This window comes from Arthrobacter sp. Leaf337, assembly GCF_001423745.1.
Lineage (GTDB): Bacteria > Actinomycetota > Actinomycetes > Actinomycetales > Micrococcaceae > Arthrobacter.
The window spans coordinates 15,166-30,741 of the sequence record NZ_LMPC01000026.1; the positions used below are offsets into that span (position 1 = coordinate 15,166).

The 15,576-nt window shown below is 66.8% G+C and carries 12 protein-coding genes; 8 read left to right on the top strand and 4 right to left on the bottom strand.

Going from position 1 to position 15,576, the window contains the following annotated elements:
• Positions 1-56: 56 nt before the first annotated feature.
• Both ASF98_RS16305 and ASF98_RS16310 read right to left on the bottom strand, forming a co-directional pair.
• Positions 57-1,547: an HNH endonuclease signature motif containing protein gene (locus ASF98_RS16305; RefSeq protein WP_082506898.1), complete on the bottom strand. Its 1,491-nt coding sequence runs from the start codon at positions 1,545-1,547 to the stop codon at positions 57-59.
• A gap of 105 nt (positions 1,548-1,652) precedes the next feature.
• Positions 1,653-2,006, bottom strand: coding sequence for a hypothetical protein (locus ASF98_RS16310; RefSeq protein WP_156372437.1), 354 nt, complete (start codon positions 2,004-2,006; stop codon positions 1,653-1,655).
• A 121-nt stretch (positions 2,007-2,127) separates the two neighbouring features.
• Here ASF98_RS16310 and ASF98_RS16315 point away from each other — a divergent pair, with 121 nt between their 5' ends.
• The 3 genes from ASF98_RS16315 (at position 2,128) to ASF98_RS16325 (ending at position 5,636) form a co-directional block, all read left to right on the top strand.
• A complete protein-coding gene (locus tag ASF98_RS16315) occupies positions 2,128-2,832 on the top strand; it encodes a Maf family protein (RefSeq protein WP_055803824.1) in 705 nt (234 codons plus the stop codon).
• Positions 2,833-2,956: 124 nt separating this feature from the next.
• Positions 2,957-4,810 carry an acetyl/propionyl/methylcrotonyl-CoA carboxylase subunit alpha gene (locus ASF98_RS16320; RefSeq protein ID WP_442854044.1) on the top strand — a complete coding sequence of 618 codons (1,854 nt, stop codon included), beginning with the start codon at positions 2,957-2,959 and terminating at the stop codon, positions 4,808-4,810.
• A 94-nt stretch (positions 4,811-4,904) separates the two neighbouring features.
• Positions 4,905-5,636, top strand: a complete 732-nt coding sequence (locus ASF98_RS16325) for a glutamine amidotransferase (protein ID WP_055803827.1) — start codon at positions 4,905-4,907, stop codon at positions 5,634-5,636.
• Between the two features lie 65 nt (positions 5,637-5,701).
• Here ASF98_RS16325 and ASF98_RS16330 read toward each other — a convergent pair whose 3' ends face one another.
• Positions 5,702-7,114, bottom strand: coding sequence for an MFS transporter (locus ASF98_RS16330; RefSeq protein WP_055803830.1), 1,413 nt, complete (start codon positions 7,112-7,114; stop codon positions 5,702-5,704).
• A 267-nt stretch (positions 7,115-7,381) separates the two neighbouring features.
• Between ASF98_RS16330 and ASF98_RS16335 the strand changes: the two genes are divergently transcribed.
• The 5 genes from ASF98_RS16335 to ASF98_RS16355 all read left to right on the top strand — a co-directional run bounded on the left by ASF98_RS16335 (position 7,382) and on the right by ASF98_RS16355 (position 14,063).
• Complete coding sequence (locus ASF98_RS16335) at positions 7,382-8,794, top strand: MFS transporter (protein ID WP_055803833.1); 1,413 nt, start codon at positions 7,382-7,384, stop codon at positions 8,792-8,794.
• 1 nt (position 8,795) lies between these two features.
• Positions 8,796-11,012 carry a molybdopterin oxidoreductase family protein gene (locus tag ASF98_RS16340; RefSeq protein WP_055803836.1) on the top strand — a complete coding sequence of 739 codons (2,217 nt, stop codon included), beginning with the start codon at positions 8,796-8,798 and terminating at the stop codon, positions 11,010-11,012.
• Entirely contained in the window at positions 11,009-12,610 is a 1,602-nt protein-coding gene (locus tag ASF98_RS16345; protein ID WP_055803838.1) for an FAD-dependent oxidoreductase, read from the top strand. The genes ASF98_RS16340 and ASF98_RS16345 overlap by 4 nt, the downstream gene beginning before the upstream one ends.
• 436 nt (positions 12,611-13,046) lie before the next feature.
• Positions 13,047-13,316 carry a hypothetical protein gene (locus tag ASF98_RS16350; RefSeq protein ID WP_156372438.1) on the top strand — a complete coding sequence of 90 codons (270 nt, stop codon included), beginning with the start codon at positions 13,047-13,049 and terminating at the stop codon, positions 13,314-13,316.
• Positions 13,317-13,421: 105 nt separating this feature from the next.
• Complete coding sequence (locus ASF98_RS16355) at positions 13,422-14,063, top strand: hypothetical protein (RefSeq protein WP_055803845.1); 642 nt, start codon at positions 13,422-13,424, stop codon at positions 14,061-14,063.
• Between the two features lie 50 nt (positions 14,064-14,113).
• Here the strand turns inward: ASF98_RS16355 and ASF98_RS16360 are convergent, their stop codons facing one another.
• Positions 14,114-15,529 carry an NAD(P)H-quinone dehydrogenase gene (locus ASF98_RS16360; RefSeq protein ID WP_055803848.1) on the bottom strand — a complete coding sequence of 472 codons (1,416 nt, stop codon included), beginning with the start codon at positions 15,527-15,529 and terminating at the stop codon, positions 14,114-14,116.
• Positions 15,530-15,576: the final 47 nt, after the last annotated feature.

A 15,576-nucleotide genomic window follows, 5' to 3' on the forward strand; every position in this document is an offset into this window, starting at 1 on the left:
CACCCGATCGGCGGGCGGCCCGTTTTTGCTTCTGTTCTCTGCGATCCGTGGCCGACCTACGCCGCGAATGGAGCGTCCCGCCGCGACCGGAGGGCACGCCTGTGAATCTTGGCGTGGTGGCGGATCTCTTTCCAGTGGCGGGTCTCTTTCGGGTGGACGGACTCTGTGGCCGGGCCGCCGCGTTGAGTCCGCGGAAGCGGCGGCGCGATGGATTGGTAGCTGTGGCCGGTGGGGGTTGTCAGTCGGATGGCATGCCTGGTTCCGCCCGGGGCGCTGGTTCCGCCGCGTGCGTTTGGTCCGTTGGCCGGGTGTGCTTTCCAGCCCGGCATTTCCTTCGTGTGGTTGCAGGCTTCGCAGAGCCCGGCGCCGTTGGCCTGTGTCGTAGCGCCGCCGACGTGCCAGGGTACGACGTGGTCCAGATGGCGGATGGGTGCGTCGCAGTAGGGGGTGCGGCAGGTGTCGTCGCGTGCCTCGATGAAGCGGCGGAGCCCCGCGCGGAAAAGCCTGGCGCGGGAATCCATCGCTACCAGCTCGCCCGTGGCGGGGGCCGTGTACAGACGACGGATCCACGTGTTGAACGCCTGATCAGCTGCCGCTCCTGATGGCAAAGCGCCTGGCGGGCGTCCGGCAGGCGCGGGAGCGCCGGTCAGCGAGGTTGCTTGCGCCCGACCGCCCCGGCCAATGATGCTTCTGGCCCACCCGCCGGGAACCACCCCATAGCCGGGGAGGCGTGCGGGTTCGCTGTCGCCTTGGAAGAGCGTGCGGTCGGTCATGACGAGCTGAATTTCAATCCCGCTGATCCCGCCCGGTGTCCCGGTGACGCGTTCAACCAGATCATCGGCCATGATCTGGCCCCGGGACCGGGGATCCCCGCCGGCGCGGAGAGAGTCCGCGTTCCGGATGAGCGCCGCTTGAACGGCGACACCGGCCGAGACGGGCAACAGGGCGGTCAGGTAGCACATGGTGTCCGGCGCGGGACGGAGGCTGACGTGCCTCGCCGTGGCGGCGTGGGCGGCGCGCTGCGTAACGGAGCGCGGGTCGCGGCGATAGGCGGCGGTACGGGCGGCTGCCACCAGCTCCCGGTCACCCACACCTGCCAGCGTCCCCGAATCGGGTGCCAGTTCCTCATCGACGCCATACCGGTCCGCCGGGGACAGGCACGCCGTTTCGCGCACCAGCAAGGTCGCCCGCCACTCATTCAGCTGCCCCGTCTCCAAGGCAACGAGCGTGCGCGGCATCTCCGTCACCAAAGCCTTGGCCAGGCCTAACAGCCGGTTTCTTTTGGCCGGGGATTCGCGACGGGCGAGGGCGATCTGCGCTCCGACGCCGACTCCGAGCTGGTCAGTGGGGATCCCGGCGTCGGACTGCTGCCGGCGCTGCAGCTGGTCAAAGACGACCGCGAGCCGGGCCTGACGGGCAGCCAAAGCAGACTTCCTGTCTTCCAAAGCCCGGATCTCATCAATCAGCCGGGCGCCACCCTCCTCAGACGCGTCCCCCGCAGAGCTGCCACCCGCAGAAATACCGCCGCCCAAGGCTCCAGCGCCCATCGCAACGGCTGCATAATCCGTTGCCGGCTCCCGACGGCAGCAGCAAACACAACAGCACTCCGCTGCCGCCAGAACCGCTTCGGACCCCCAACTGCCATCCACAACTCAAGTGTCCCTCTGGGCTATGACAGTAACTGCCCTGATGTTAACGGCCAGGAGATTGATCATGGCGCGGCGGAGCCGGTCAGCCGCTTCGGATGCCAGCGGTGAGGTCCCGATCCCTGACGTGGCTATGGGCGCGCGGCTCAGGACAGCCGCCACTTGAAGGCGGGTCCTGACGATAGCCAAAGCGGAGACCACATCGTCCAGCCGCCGACAGAATTCGATCTGCTCTGCACTGCCCTCGGGCACAGTAATCTGTCGAAGCGCAAGGCTGCATATCGCCACCACCGCGGGGAGGTTGACCTCATCCCGTTCGGCCATTGCCCGTGCCCCCTTCGGTCCATGTTTCTCGTCCATGAACCCACTATGCCGCCGACCTCCGACAATAAGACTTGAGCGACAAAGCCCGGGCGACTGACCCAGCGCCCCACGACAATAAAGCACTGCCAACCGGGCCGAAGGGAACTAGGCTGGATCGGTGACCCGCCTCATTCTTGCCTCCCAGTCCCCCGCACGCACCAAACTGCTGAGCCACGCCGGCATCCGCCACGAGATCCTGGTTTCCGATGTGGATGAAGACGCGGTCCAGGCCCGCTACGGCGTGACCGATCCGCACGACACCGCCCTGCTGCTGGCCCGCGCCAAGGCGGAGGCCGTGGCCTCGCTGCCGGAAGCGGAGGGCGCGCTGGTGCTCGGCTGCGATTCAGTTTTCGAGTTCGACGGCGAGGCGCACGGCAAGCCGTACACTGCCGACGTCGCCAAGGAGCGGATGCTGCGCATGAGCGGCGCCATGGGCGTGCTGCACACCGGCCACTGGCTGGTGGACTGCCGCGACACCGAGCCGGACGAGGACGACGACAACGACGACGGATACGGTTCCGACACCGGCACCGGGACGGGCGCCACACTGGGCTCCGTCACCTCCGCGGAGGTCCATTTCATGGACATGAGCGTCGACGAAATCGATGCCTACATCGCCACCGGCGAGCCGCTCCAGTGCGCCGGCTCGTTCACGATCGACGGCTACGGCGGGGCCTTCATCCGCAAGGTCGACGGCGACCCCCACACCGTCGTCGGGCTTTCCATTTCCACCCTTCGCGCGCTGCTGGGCCAGGCGCAGGTGGGCATTACCGAGCTGTGGACCGGCGGCGCCATTGACCCCGCAGAAGTCCGCGCTGAGTGAGCCAATTCGCAACTCTTTGTAGCTTCCCTACAAAGGACCGGAGCTTTACACGCGGAATCCGCAAGTAATATCGGCGGAACCCTCAAAATCGCGCTAGGCTCCCTGAAGGAAAGAAGGAGACGCCTTGTCAGCAAATACGGAGCAGTCCGCAAGTCCAGAGCAGTCCACCGCCCCCAGCCACGCAGGTGCCGCCCTGACGAGCTCCAAGCGGCTGAGCAAAGTCCTGATCGCCAACCGCGGTGAAATCGCAGTGCGCATCATCCGCGCCGCCCGCGACGAAGGCATCTCATCGGTGGCCGTCTACGCCGACCCGGACCGCGACGCCTTGCACGTGCGCCTGGCGGACGAAGCCTACGCGCTGGGCGGCAACACCGCCGCGGAGTCCTACCTGGTGATGGAAAAGCTCATCGAGGTCGCCCACGAGTGCGGCGCCGACGCCATCCACCCCGGCTACGGCTTCCTGGCCGAAAACGCCCAGTTCGCGGCCATGGTCATCGGCGCCGGCATTACGTGGATCGGCCCGTCCCCGGAGGCGATCTCCGCCCTCGGCGATAAGGTCCAGGCCCGCCACATCGCGGAAAAGGTCGGCGCCCCGCAGGTCCCCGGCACCGCCGACCCGGTGGAATCCGCCGAGGAAATCCTCGAGTTCGTGGACAAGTTCGGGCTGCCCGTTGCCATCAAGGCTGCCTTCGGCGGCGGCGGACGCGGCATCAAGGTTGCCCGCACCCGCGAAGAAATCCCCGAACTGTTCGAATCCGCCGTCCGCGAGGCCGTCGCCGCCTTCGGCCGCGGCGAGTGCTTCATCGAGCGCTTCCTGGACGCCCCCCGCCACGTCGAAACCCAGTGCCTGGCGGACGCCTACGGCAACGTCGTGGTGGTTTCCACCCGCGACTGCTCCCTGCAGCGGCGCAACCAGAAGCTGGTGGAAGAAGCACCGGCACCCTTCCTCACCGAAGAGCAGAACCGCCGCCTGTACGAATCCTCCAAGGCCATCCTCAAGGAAGCCGGCTACCTCGGCGCCGGAACGTGCGAATTCCTGGTGGGCCAGGACGGCACTATCTCCTTCCTGGAGGTCAATACCCGTCTCCAGGTGGAGCACTGCGTTTCCGAGGAAGTCACCGGAATCGACCTTGTCCGCGAACAGTTCCGGCTGGCCCGCGGCGAAAAGCTGGGCTACGACGATCCCGAAGTGCGGGGACACTCCATTGAATTCCGTATCACCGGCGAAGACCCGGGCCGTAACTTCATGCCCGCCCCTGGCACCATCACCACGCTGAAAAACCCCACAGGACCCGGCATCAGGATCGACTCCGGCGTGGAGCAGGGCGATGTCATCAGCGGCAATTTCGACTCGATGCTCTCCAAGCTGATCGTTACAGGCGCCACCCGCGAGCAGGCACTGCAGCGCTCCCGCCGAGCCCTGGAGGAGATGGTGGTCGAAGGCATCCCCACCGTCATTCCTTTCGACCTCGCCGTGGTCACCAACCCCGACTTCGCCCCTGTGGAAGGACCGTTCAAGGTCCACACCCGCTGGATCGAAACGGCTTTCGTCAACGAAATTCCCGCGTGGACGCCCAACGGTGCGGAGGGTGAAGCGCCCGACGCCGGCGATCGCCAGCGCGTGGTCGTCGAGGTGGGCGGCAAGCGCCTTGAGGTGGTGCTGCCGGCTTCGCTCGGTTCGTTCAGCAGCGGCGGCGGCTCGGCCAAGCCGGCCAAGGTCAAGAAGCGCTCCCGCTCCGGCGGACCGGCTGCAGCTGCCGGCGGCAACGCCCTGACCTCCCCCATGCAGGGGACCATCGTCAAGGTGGCCGTCGTCGAAGGCGACGTTGTTGCCGAAGGTGATCTCGTCGTCGTACTCGAAGCGATGAAGATGGAGCAGCCGCTCACGGCGCACAGGGGTGGCACCATTACCGGCCTGGCCGCCATCGCCGGCGAAACTGTGTCCGCCGGTGCAGTGATCGCCACGATCGAGGACTGATCCGGCCGGTTCACCGTCAGCTCGACGCACAGCATTACCCGCCGCCCCCGGCGCGCCCATGGCGCCCGGGGGCGGCTGCATGCAGACTTAGCGTGTGAAGCCATTTCTACTTCTTGCATCGCGCGCCGAGGACAAGGCAGCCGAGGAAGAATACGAGGCCTACCTGCGCTACGGCGGCCTCGAGCCCGCACAACTCCGGCGCATCCGCATGGAAGCCGGGCCCCTACCGGAGCTGGACCTGGCCGACTACTCCGGCGTGATTGTGGGCGGCAGCCCCTTTACATCCAGCGACCCGGCGGACCACAAAAGTGCAGCGCAGCTCCGGGTGGAGGGTGAACTGCGCCTGCTGCTGGACCGCATTGTGCCGGCCGACTTCCCGTTCCTGGGGGCCTGCTACGGGGTCGGCACGCTGGGCCTGCACCAGGGAGCGGTCATCGACAGGGCCTACGGCGAGGGGCTGGGCGGCACCACCATCAAACTGACGGCGGAAGGGCTGCAGGATCCCCTCCTGCGCGGGCTGCCGGAAAGCTTCACGGCCTTCACCGGCCATAAGGAAGGCTGCACCGTCCTCCCCGCCCACGCGGTGCTGCTGGCCAGTTCAGCGGCCTGCCCGGTGCACATGTTCCGGATCAAGGACAACCTGTATGCCACCCAGTTCCACCCGGAACTGGATGCGGAAGGGCTGGTCACCAGGATCGACATCTACCGCCACGCCGGCTACTTCCCGCCGGAATCGGCCGAAACGCTGATGAATGACGCCCGGCAGTTCATCGCCACGGAACCGATGAAGATCCTCCGCAATTTCGTGGAGCGCTACGCGAAGTAGCGCCGGAAACGACAAAATGCCCGGCACCCCAAAGGGCACCGGGCATTTGTTGCGAGCGAAAAGGGTCAGGCTACGTTGTTCTCGTAATCCAGGTCCCGGGTTTCCTTGCTCAGGAACAGCGCGATAAGGGTCAGCACGGCCATGGCGCTGAGGTAGACACCCACCAGCACGGGGCTGCCCTTGGCCATTTCCCAGAGCCACACCGCGATGAACGGGGCCACCGCAGCACCCAGGATGCTGGAGACGTTGTAGCTGACGGCTGATCCCGTGTAGCGGACGTTGGTGGGGAAGAGTTCCGGCAGCAGCGCGCCCATGGGACCAAAGGTCAGGCCCATCAGGGTGAAGCCGAGGATCAGCAGGGCCATGGTGCCCACGAAGCCGCCGCTGAACAGCGGAACGAACAGCATGCCGAAGACGAAGATTCCCGCGGTGACGGCGATGAGCATCTTGCGGCGGCCGTACTTTTCAGCCAGCGGGCCGGAAACCAGGGTGAAAATGCCGAAGAACACGACGCCGGCAATCAGCATCCAGAGGAAGTCGTTGCGCGTGAAGCCCAGGCCCGGGACGAATGCGGCGGCTGCGGCCTCCGTCATCGGCTTACCTGCCTTTTCTGCGGCTGCCTTGGCGGCGTCCAGCGTGGCCGGGCGTGTTCCGTAGGTGAGCGTGAACGTGGTCATCAGGTAGAACAGCACGTAGGTGGCCAGCATGATGAACGTGCCCAGGATGAGCGGGCGCCAGCTGGTCTTGAAGACGCGGGCCAGCGGGAGCTTGGCAACCTCGTTGGATTCCAGCACCTTGGTGAAGGCGGGGGTTTCGATCAGCTTCAGGCGGACGTAGAGTCCGATGATCACCATGACGGCGCTGAGCAGGAACGGAACGCGCCAGCCCCAGGCTTCAAACGCCTGCGGTGAAAGCGTGTAGCTGGCCACCAGGAAGATCACGTTGGCAATGATGAACCCGATGGGTGCACCCAGTTGCGGGAATGTGCCGTAGATGGCGCGCTTGTTGGCGGGGGCGTTCTCGGTGGCCAGGAGGGCCGCGCCGCTCCACTCCCCGCCGAGGGCCAGGCCCTGGGCGAAGCGCATGACTACCAGCAGCGCCGGAGCCCAGAAGCCCCAGCCCGGAACCAAAGCGGTGGGGAGGCAGCCGATCAGGAACGTGGCGATACCCATGGTCAGCAGCGATGCCACCAGGGTGCCCTTACGTCCGAACTTGTCGCCGAAGTGGCCGAAGACAATCGATCCGAGCGGGCGGGCAATGAACGCGACGCCGAACACGGCGAAGGAGCTCAGCAGCTGGGTGGTCTCGTTCTGTCCGGGAAAGAACAGCTTGGGGAATACGAGCACAGCGGCAGTGGCGTAGACGTAGAAGTCGTAGAACTCAACGGTGGTGCCGATGAGGCTGGCGACGATCACGCGCCCGCGCGAGTTAACCTGCTTGGCTGACCCCGGCTGCGGTGAGGTGGCAGTGGATGACATGTAGTAACGCTTTCGTGAGAAACCGGGCGGTGCCCCAAAAGACTGCCCGGCTAAGGGATACGTATCTCTCAATAATAGTTCCCGCCGTCCAGCGACTGGACAAAGGGTCCACTATGCGGACTTTTGGATTCGTCTCACTAACTGCGCCTCACGCCGTCACAAATGCCCCGATAGGCAAACTTCACAGCACGTTAACAAACGGCGACGCTTCACGAAACGCGCGCTCCCTACCTTTGAAGAACAACAAACCCCCGAAGGAGGTACACCGTGACTGTTGACCGCACGGCAGAGGCCGGCGCACAGCCCGGCACTACCCGCACCGTTCACGCCCCCGCCCTTGAAGTCCGCCCCGGCCGCTGGATCGCCAACTGGGATGCCGAGAACAAGGAGCAGTGGGAAACCCAGGGCCGCTCCATCGCCCGGCGCAACCTGAACTGGTCCATCTTCGCCGAATTCCTCGGCTTTGTCGTCTGGCAGCTCTGGTCCATCGTGGTGGTCCAGCTCCCTGCGGCAGGCTTCACGTTCTCCACCTCTGAAATCTTCTGGCTGATCTCCATGCCCAGCCTGGTGGGTGCAACTCTTCGCATCCCCTACACGTTCATGATTCCGAAGTTCGGTGGCCGCAACTGGACCATCGTCTCGGCACTGCTGCTCCTCATCCCCTCCATTGGACTGGCAATGTGTGTCTCCAACCCGGAGACTCCGTTCGGTGTCATGCTGCTGGTTGCAGCACTTGCAGGCTTCGGCGGCGGCAACTTTGCCAGCTCCATGGCCAACATCACGTTCTTCTACCCGGCCCGCGAAAAGGGCTGGGCCCTGGGCCTGAACGCCGCCGGCGGCAACATGGGTGCCGCCGTCGCACAGCTCGCTGTGCCGATCGCCATCACGCTCCTGGCCGCCGGAACCGTCAACCTTCCGGTCGCAGGCCTCATGTGGGTTCCGCTGATCCTGCTCGCAGCGTTCGGCGCCTACAAGTACATGGACAACCTCACCAGCGCCAAGGGTGATGTGGCAGGTTCGATCGCTGCGTTGAAGGAACCGCACCTGTGGATCATGGCGCTGCTGTACATCGGCACCTTCGGATCGTTCATCGGCTTCGCCGGTGTATTCCCCAAGCTCATCAAGGACTACTTCCCCGCCTTCTCCTCCATCGGCGTGGGTACGGTGGCTCTCTCGCTGGCCTTCCTCGGCCCGCTGGTCGGTTCCCTGGCCCGCCCCTACGGCGGCCGCATGGCGGACCGCATGGGCGGCGCCCGCATGACCGTCGCAGCCTTTGCCTCCATGGCCGTCATCACCCTCACGATGATCTGGACGCTGCCGATGAAGAACTTCTGGCTCTTCCTGGTCCTCTTCCTGATGCTCTTCACCGCCAGCGGCTTCGGAAACGGCGCCACGTACCGGATGATCCCCATCATCTTTGCCACCAACAGCCGGGCAGCACGTAACGGCGCCAGCACCGTGGCAACGCAGCGGCTGGCATCCTCGGCCCTGGGCCTGATCTCGGCGATTGGCGCCTACGGCGGGTTCGTCATCCCGCAGGTGCTGAACGCCTCCAACACGGCCAGCGGTTCCTACACCCCCGCTTTCTACGGCTTCGTCGGGGCTTACGTCCTGATGCTGGTGGTCTGCTGGGCCTGCTATATCCGCAATGCCAACCGAAATGCGATGGGACACGTCTAACATGACCACAAGCGCCGACACGCACTGCCCCTACTGCGCTTTGCAGTGCGCCATGACGCTGAAGTCCCCAGCGGCTCTGACCCCGGCTGTCCAGCCGGGGTCAGACCCCGTGCCGGCTCCATCCGCTCCGAGCGTGACCGCCCCGGCTGGACCCGTACTGGAAGTTTCCGGCCGCGACTTCCCCACCAACCGCGGCGGACTGTGCCGCAAGGGCTGGACGTCAGCGTCCCTGCTGAGCCATCCCGGACGCGTCACCGAGCCCATGCTGAAGGGTTCAGACGGCGTGCACCGTCCCGTCAGCTGGGATGACGCACTGAAGCTCGTTACCGCAGCCGTGAAGGACACCCGTGCCCGCTACGGTGCGGACGCGGTCGGTGTGTTCGGCGGCGGCGGCCTGACGAATGAGAAGGCCTACATGCTGGGCAAATTTGCCCGGCTCGCCCTGGGCACGTCCCGGATCGACTACAACGGCCGGTTCTGCATGTCCTCCGCGGCCGCCGCCGGCATGCGGGCCTTCGGCGTTGACCGCGGCCTGCCGTTCCCGCTGGCAGACCTCGACGGTGCCAGCACCATCCTGATGCTCGGCTCCAACGTTGCCGAGACCATGCCGCCCTTCGTCCAGCACCTCCAGGGTGCGCGCGACGCCGGCGGACTGATTGTGGTGGACCCCCGCCGTTCCGCGACTGCAGCGTTCACGTCCGACGGCGGCGGCCTGCACCTCCAGCCGCTGCCGGGCACCGACCTCGCCCTCCTCCTGGGACTCTCGCACGTGGTGATCCACGAAGGCCTGGCGGACACCGAATTCATCCAGGCGCGCACCAGCGGCTTCGAAGCCCTGGCCCGCAGCGTCAACGCCTTCTGGCCCGAGCGCGTCCAGTCCCTGACCGGCGTTCCCGCGGACCTGATCCGCGAGACGGCCCGCAGGCTGGCCCATGGGGCCACCAAGGGCGGAAGCTACATCCTGACCGGCCGCGGCGTGGAGCAGCACGTGGACGGCACGGACACCGCCACCGCCGCCATCAACCTCAGCCTGCTGCTCGGCCTGCCGGGTTCCGCCCGCAGCGGCTACGGCACCCTCACCGGCCAGGGCAACGGCCAGGGCGGCCGCGAGCACGGCCAGAAGGCCGATCAGCTCCCCGGCTACCGCAAGATCACCGACCCCGCGGCCCGCGCGCACGTGGCCGGGGTATGGGGCGTGCCGGAATCGCTGATTCCCGGCCCCGGCCTCCCCGCCGTGCAGCTCCTGAAATCGCTCGGACAGCCCGACGGCGTCCGTTGCCTCTTCGTGCACGCCTCCAACATCGCGGTGGCCTCCCCCGATGCCAACGCCGTCATTGCGGGCCTGCGCAGCCTGGACTTCCTGGTGGTCTGCGATTTCTTCGTCTCCGAGACGGCGGCCGAAGCCGACCTCATCCTGCCGGTCCTTCAGTGGGCCGAGGAGGAAGGCACGCTGACCAACCTCGAGGGACGTGTCCTGCGCCGCCGTCGCGCCCTGCAGCCGCCGGCCGGGGCCCGCAGTGAACTCTGGATCATGGCCCGGCTCGCCGAAGCGCTCGATGCCCCGTCCACCTACAGCGAGGATCCCGAGACGGTCTTCGAGGAACTCCGCCTGGCCTCAGCCGGCGGGCTCGCCGACTACTCGGGCATCGACTACGCCATGCTGGACCGCGGCGAGGCAGCCTACTGGCCCTACCCCGTGGGAAGCACCGGCACGCCGCGGCTCTTCCTGGACGGCTTCGCCCATGCCGACGGCAAGGCGGTCATGACGCCGGTGGCGCCCCGCCGCCGTCGTACTCCTGTTCCGAACCCCGATCAGGACGCCAAATCCATGACGCTCATTACCGGCCGCCTGCTGGAGCATTACCAGTCCGGGTCGCAGACCCGCCGCGTGTCCGAGCTGCTGGAATCCCAGCCGGAGGCGAAGATGCAGATCCACCCCGCGGCGGCCGCGTCCATGGGCATCACCGACGGCGCCTTCGTGTCGGTGGCCAACGAGCGCGGCGAGGTGCTTTGCCGGGCCGAACTCAGCACGGCCATCCGGCCCGAAACGGTCTTCCTGCCGTTCCACTTCCCGGAGCTCGAGAGCGCCAACCGCCTGACGGAGGCGGCCACGGATCCCATCTCCGGAATGCCCGAGTTCAAATTCAATAAGGTGTGGGTCCGGGCGGCCGCAAACGGACTTCAGCACAGCGTTCTTCAAGCATCGGAGGCCTCATGAGTGAGCAGATTGTAGTTGTTGGCTTTGGTCCGGTTGCCGCACGGCTGATCGACGAGCTGCTGCCGGCAGTGCGCAGCGGGCTGGCCCGCCTGACGGTGATCGGCGAGGAGGCAGACGCTGCCTACAACCGCGTGCTCGTGGCCGACCTCGGTGTCGGGCGTACCACGGCCGCTGCGCTGGCGCTGTCCGACGCCGCCGCCCTGATCGCCGACGGCGTGGATGTCCGGCTCGGCGTCCGCGTCCGCCGGGTGGACCGCGCCCGCCAGCAGGTGGTCCTCACCGACGGCACCACCCCGCACTATGACCGCCTGGTGTTCGCCACCGGCTCCCGCCCCGTCATTCCCAACCTGACCGGCCTCAACCCGGATCCGGCCCACCCCGTGCTGCCCGCCGGTGTGACCGCCCTGCGCGACCTGCGCGACGCTGAGGCGCTTCGTGCGGCCGTTTCCGGCGGCAAGCGCGTGGTGGTGCTCGGCGGCGGCGTCCTCGGACTCGAGACGGCCCTGGCCGCCGCCGAGGAAGGCGCCACCGTGACCGTGGTCCACAACGGACCGCACCCGCTGGGCCGGAACATCGACCGCGGAGGCGGAGCGGTGCTGGCCGCCAACCTGCGCAACTGCGGCGTACGGATGGCCGGCAATGCTCGCTCCACCGGCCTTGAACACAACGCTCCCGACGGCGGGTTCTCCGCTTTGCTGCTGGATGACGGTTCAGCGATCGACGGCGACCTGCTGGTGCTGTCCTGCGGCGTGCGTCCGCGCGTGGAACTGGCCGAAGGCTGCGGGCTGTCCACGGCCACCGGCATCCTGGTGGACCACAAGCTGCGGGCCCACCACGAGCCGCACATCTTCGCGATCGGCGACTGCGCCGAAGTCCGCTGCCCGGATCCTTCCTGCAGCGAATGCCGCACTGCGCGCGGACCGTCCGGCCTGGTGGGCCCGGGCTGGCGCCAGGCAGAGTGGCTCGCAGAGTACCTGACCCTTCTTGCCGAGGGGTCCGCCGAGGCAGCGGCCGAAGGCGCCGGCGAGGCCGGGTCGGCGGAGGCTGCCAATTCCCTGCCGGAACTCCCTATGGAGAAGCCGGGCGTCATTGTCCTCAAGGCACGGGGCCTGAACATGGCAGTGGCCGGCGACAACGCCGCCGAGCCGTGGGACGACGAAGTACTCACAGCCGGTGCCGTGGACGGCCGCCCGCGCCTGCAGATTGCGCAGTGGGCGGATCCGGAACACGGCCGCTACGTCAAAATGACCACGCGCGGCGGAGTGCTCGAAGGCCTCGTGGCCGTGGGGATGCCGCGCAGTGCAGCCGAGCTTGTGTCGCTGTTTGAGCGCGGCGACGAACTCCCGGCCGACAGGTCGCTGCTGCTCCGCCTGGACGGCCCGGACCAGCTGGCTGCCGCCGCCAACACCGACCCTGCGCGCACCGTGTGCCGGTGCGCCGGCGTCAGCGGAACCAAGATCGCGGACGCCGTGGCTGACGGGTGCTCCACCGTGGCCGAGGTTTCCGGAGCAACCCGCGCCGGCACCGGCTGCGGCGGCTGCCACTCCGACATTAAGGACATCATCGAAAAACACTTCCAGGCGGCAACAGCCGCCTGACGTGACGTGAAGCGGCAGGGACCCCGCCGGGGCCCCTGCCGCTTCGGTGTCCCCGCCTGCTAGCCTGAACCATCACGACGTGGGGGGTGCTGTGAATCAGGCTTTGGTGCAGGTTCTGGCCGCTGCATTAATGCTGATGGCTTCGGGTTGCGCCGCCCCCGCCCCGGGATCAGTTGAGTCCGGCACCGGGCCACTCGTCCAGCAGGCTACGGCTACCGTTTCCACTTCGTCGGAAACATCCGGCCCTCCTCCCGATTCCCCGGCCGCTTTTCCTTCGTCAGGGCAGCCGGTGCCTGACTTCTGTGCGGCCGGAGCGGTGTACCTGGCACGCTTTCAGGGCCTGCCACGCTATGAGCCCGAGGGCAAACGCCCGCCGTCCCCGGATTCGTCCGGGTGCGCCTATTCTGAGTCCGGTGACGAAACAGGACCTTTTGCCGTGCTGACCTTCACCGATTTATCTGTTGCCAGTGAGATGCAGGCGTTGCTGGCGGCAAGCTGCAAGTACAGTGAGCTGGCCCCCGGGGTGACAAAGGTCGAGACCCTTGCCCGGGAACGTGGATGGCAGGCGTGGACCGCCACGAAGGAAGCTGGTGTCCACGAAGCCCAGGTCTGCACCGGCAGTCATATTTACAACGCTTCACTCAGCAACATTCCTGGCACCGTGCCGGAGGACGCCCTCGAAACCATTCTTGCTGTCATCCGCTAGAGGCGCAGCGCGCCCGGTTTTCCAGGGACCTTGGACCCCTTGCCCTGAAACCGGGGCAAGGGGTGTCATGGAACATAGAGTCCGTGGATCCAAGGGAGGGTTGCCATGTTCGCCGTCACGATCTTCCTGGCCGCGGCCGCACTCATCGTGGTTGCCGCCGTGATGGGCATCGTCTCCCTGCGGAAGCTGGACCGCCCCGCCCGGGCAAGAGCACTGATCTGGACGGCGGCCGCCATCATGGCAGCGTTTACGGTCCTCGCCGGCCTGTTCATCAGCGGCTACGCCCTGACTGATCCCGGCGGCACCGAAGGGATCACGATTGTCCTATCCTGGGCTGTTCCACCGGCCGCGTTGGCCGTGCTTGCCTGGCTTCGTCCCGCGTGGGCCACACCTGCCCTTGCCCTACTGACCGCGTTGCTGGTCGTGGCAGGCATGTGGTTCGCCATGGATTCCGCATCGTGGCGGGCATTCGAGAACGCCAATGGCCCCGTCCGGGCCGTCGCAGTCCTGGTGATCGCCTTACCGGCAGCGGTACTGGGCTTGAAACGGACGGCCGCTGCGGGCTGGCTGCTCGTGGCCCTCGGCATCGGCCCGATAGCCTTCTCAGCCCTGGGCAGCCTCGCCGGGGTGGTGTCGCTCTCCGCCATCAGCGTGATCCCGCTGATCACCGGGCTGCTGTACCTGGCAGCTGCCAGGATGTCCCGTTCCGCAGTGGCCACGGAACACATCCGGGCCGCGCCCGCCTAACGGGGGTTCGACGAGCGCAAACACCGGACCACGAGCGCAACCAGCGGACGTTACATATGCACGTGCAGGCGCCGTGCCGCTTCCGAGATGGACCCGCTGAGTGACGGGTACACCGTGAAGGTGCTGGCGACGTCGTCGACGTGCAGTTTCTGCGTGACCGCGATGGAAATCGCGAAGATCAGCTCGGACGCGTTCGGGCCGACCACCACGCCGCCGATCACGGTACCGGAGCCCTTGCGGGCGAAGATCTTAATGAAGCCGTCGCGGTGGTTGCGCATCTTGGCGCGGGCATTGCTGCGCAGCGACAGCTTGATCACATCGCCCTGGTATTTGCCGGAGTCGATCTCCGCCTCGGACACGCCGACCGACGCGATCTCGGGCGAGGTGAAGATGTTGGAGGCCACCTGGTGCAGCTTCAACGGGGTGACGCTGTCGCCCATGAAGTGGGCAACCGCGATGCGGCCCTGCATGGCGGCGACGGACGCGAGGGCCAGGACGCCGGTGCAGTCGCCCGCGGCGTAGATGTTCGGTGCCGTGGTGCGGGAGACGCCATCCACTTTGATGTGGCCGGCTTCGGTCACTGCCACGCCGGCTTCCTCGAGGCCGATGCCGGCCGTGTTCGGAATGGAGCCGACGCAGACCAGGCAGTGGCTGCCGGTGACCTTGGAGCCGTCACCCAAAGTGACCACCACGCCGTCGTCCGTCCGCTCGACCGTTTCCGCACGGGAACGGGAGAGCACGTTCACGCCGCGGCGTTCAAAAACGCCTTCCAGGACCTCTGCGGCGTCGGTGTCCGAGCCCGGCAGCACGCGGTCGCGGCTGGAAATCAGGGTGACCTTGGAGCCCAGGCCGTTGTAGGCGGACGCGAACTCCGCGCCGGTAACACCGGAGCCCACCACGATGAGTTCCTCGGGAAGCTCGTCCATGTCGTAGATCTGCGCCCAGTTCAGGATCCGCTCGCCGTCCGGCCGGGCGGTGGGAAGTTCGCGCGGGTGGGCGCCCACCGCGAGCAGGATGGTATCCGCTTCCACCGTCTCGGTGCCCTCAGCCGTGAGGACCTCGATCGTGTGGCTGTCCAGCAGCCGGCCGGAGCCGATGAGGATGCGCACGCCCTGGTGTTCCAGTCCCGCCCGGATGTCCTCGGACTGCTTCCGCGCAAGGGTGAGCAGCCGGTCGTTGATGTGCTTCAGGTCCGCCCTCATCACGGGGGCGAAATCGCCGCCGTCGACGTCGAACTTCACTCCCAGCTCCCCCGCCTCACCGACGCGGGTCATCAGGTCCGCCGTCGCGATCAGGGTTTTGGAAGGCACGACGTCGGTGAGCACCGCCGAGCCGCCCAGGCCCGCCCGCTCAACGATGGTGACCTGAGCCCCCAGGGAGGCGGCCACCATGGCGGCTTCATAGCCGCCGGGCCCTCCGCCGAGGATTGCGATGCGAGGTGAGCTGAAATCCGGATGCGTAGTCACAAAGATCCATTCTCTACCCATGCGGCGCCGCACACCAATAAAAGGGA

Excerpts from the sequence above, each read along its gene's own strand:
- ASF98_RS16340 (WP_055803836.1), top strand. The coding sequence starts at position 8,796 with ATGACCACAAGCGCCGACACGCACTGCCCCTACTGCGCTTTGCAGTGC.
- ASF98_RS16330 (WP_055803830.1), bottom strand. The coding sequence starts at position 7,114 with ATGTCATCCACTGCCACCTCACCGCAGCCGGGGTCAGCCAAGCAGGTT.
- ASF98_RS16310 (WP_156372437.1), bottom strand. The coding sequence starts at position 2,006 with ATGGACGAGAAACATGGACCGAAGGGGGCACGGGCAATGGCCGAACGG.
- ASF98_RS16345 (WP_055803838.1), top strand. The coding sequence starts at position 11,009 with ATGAGTGAGCAGATTGTAGTTGTTGGCTTTGGTCCGGTTGCCGCACGG.
- ASF98_RS16355 (WP_055803845.1), top strand. The coding sequence starts at position 13,422 with ATGTTCGCCGTCACGATCTTCCTGGCCGCGGCCGCACTCATCGTGGTT.
- ASF98_RS16305 (WP_082506898.1), bottom strand. The coding sequence starts at position 1,547 with ATGGGCGCTGGAGCCTTGGGCGGCGGTATTTCTGCGGGTGGCAGCTCT.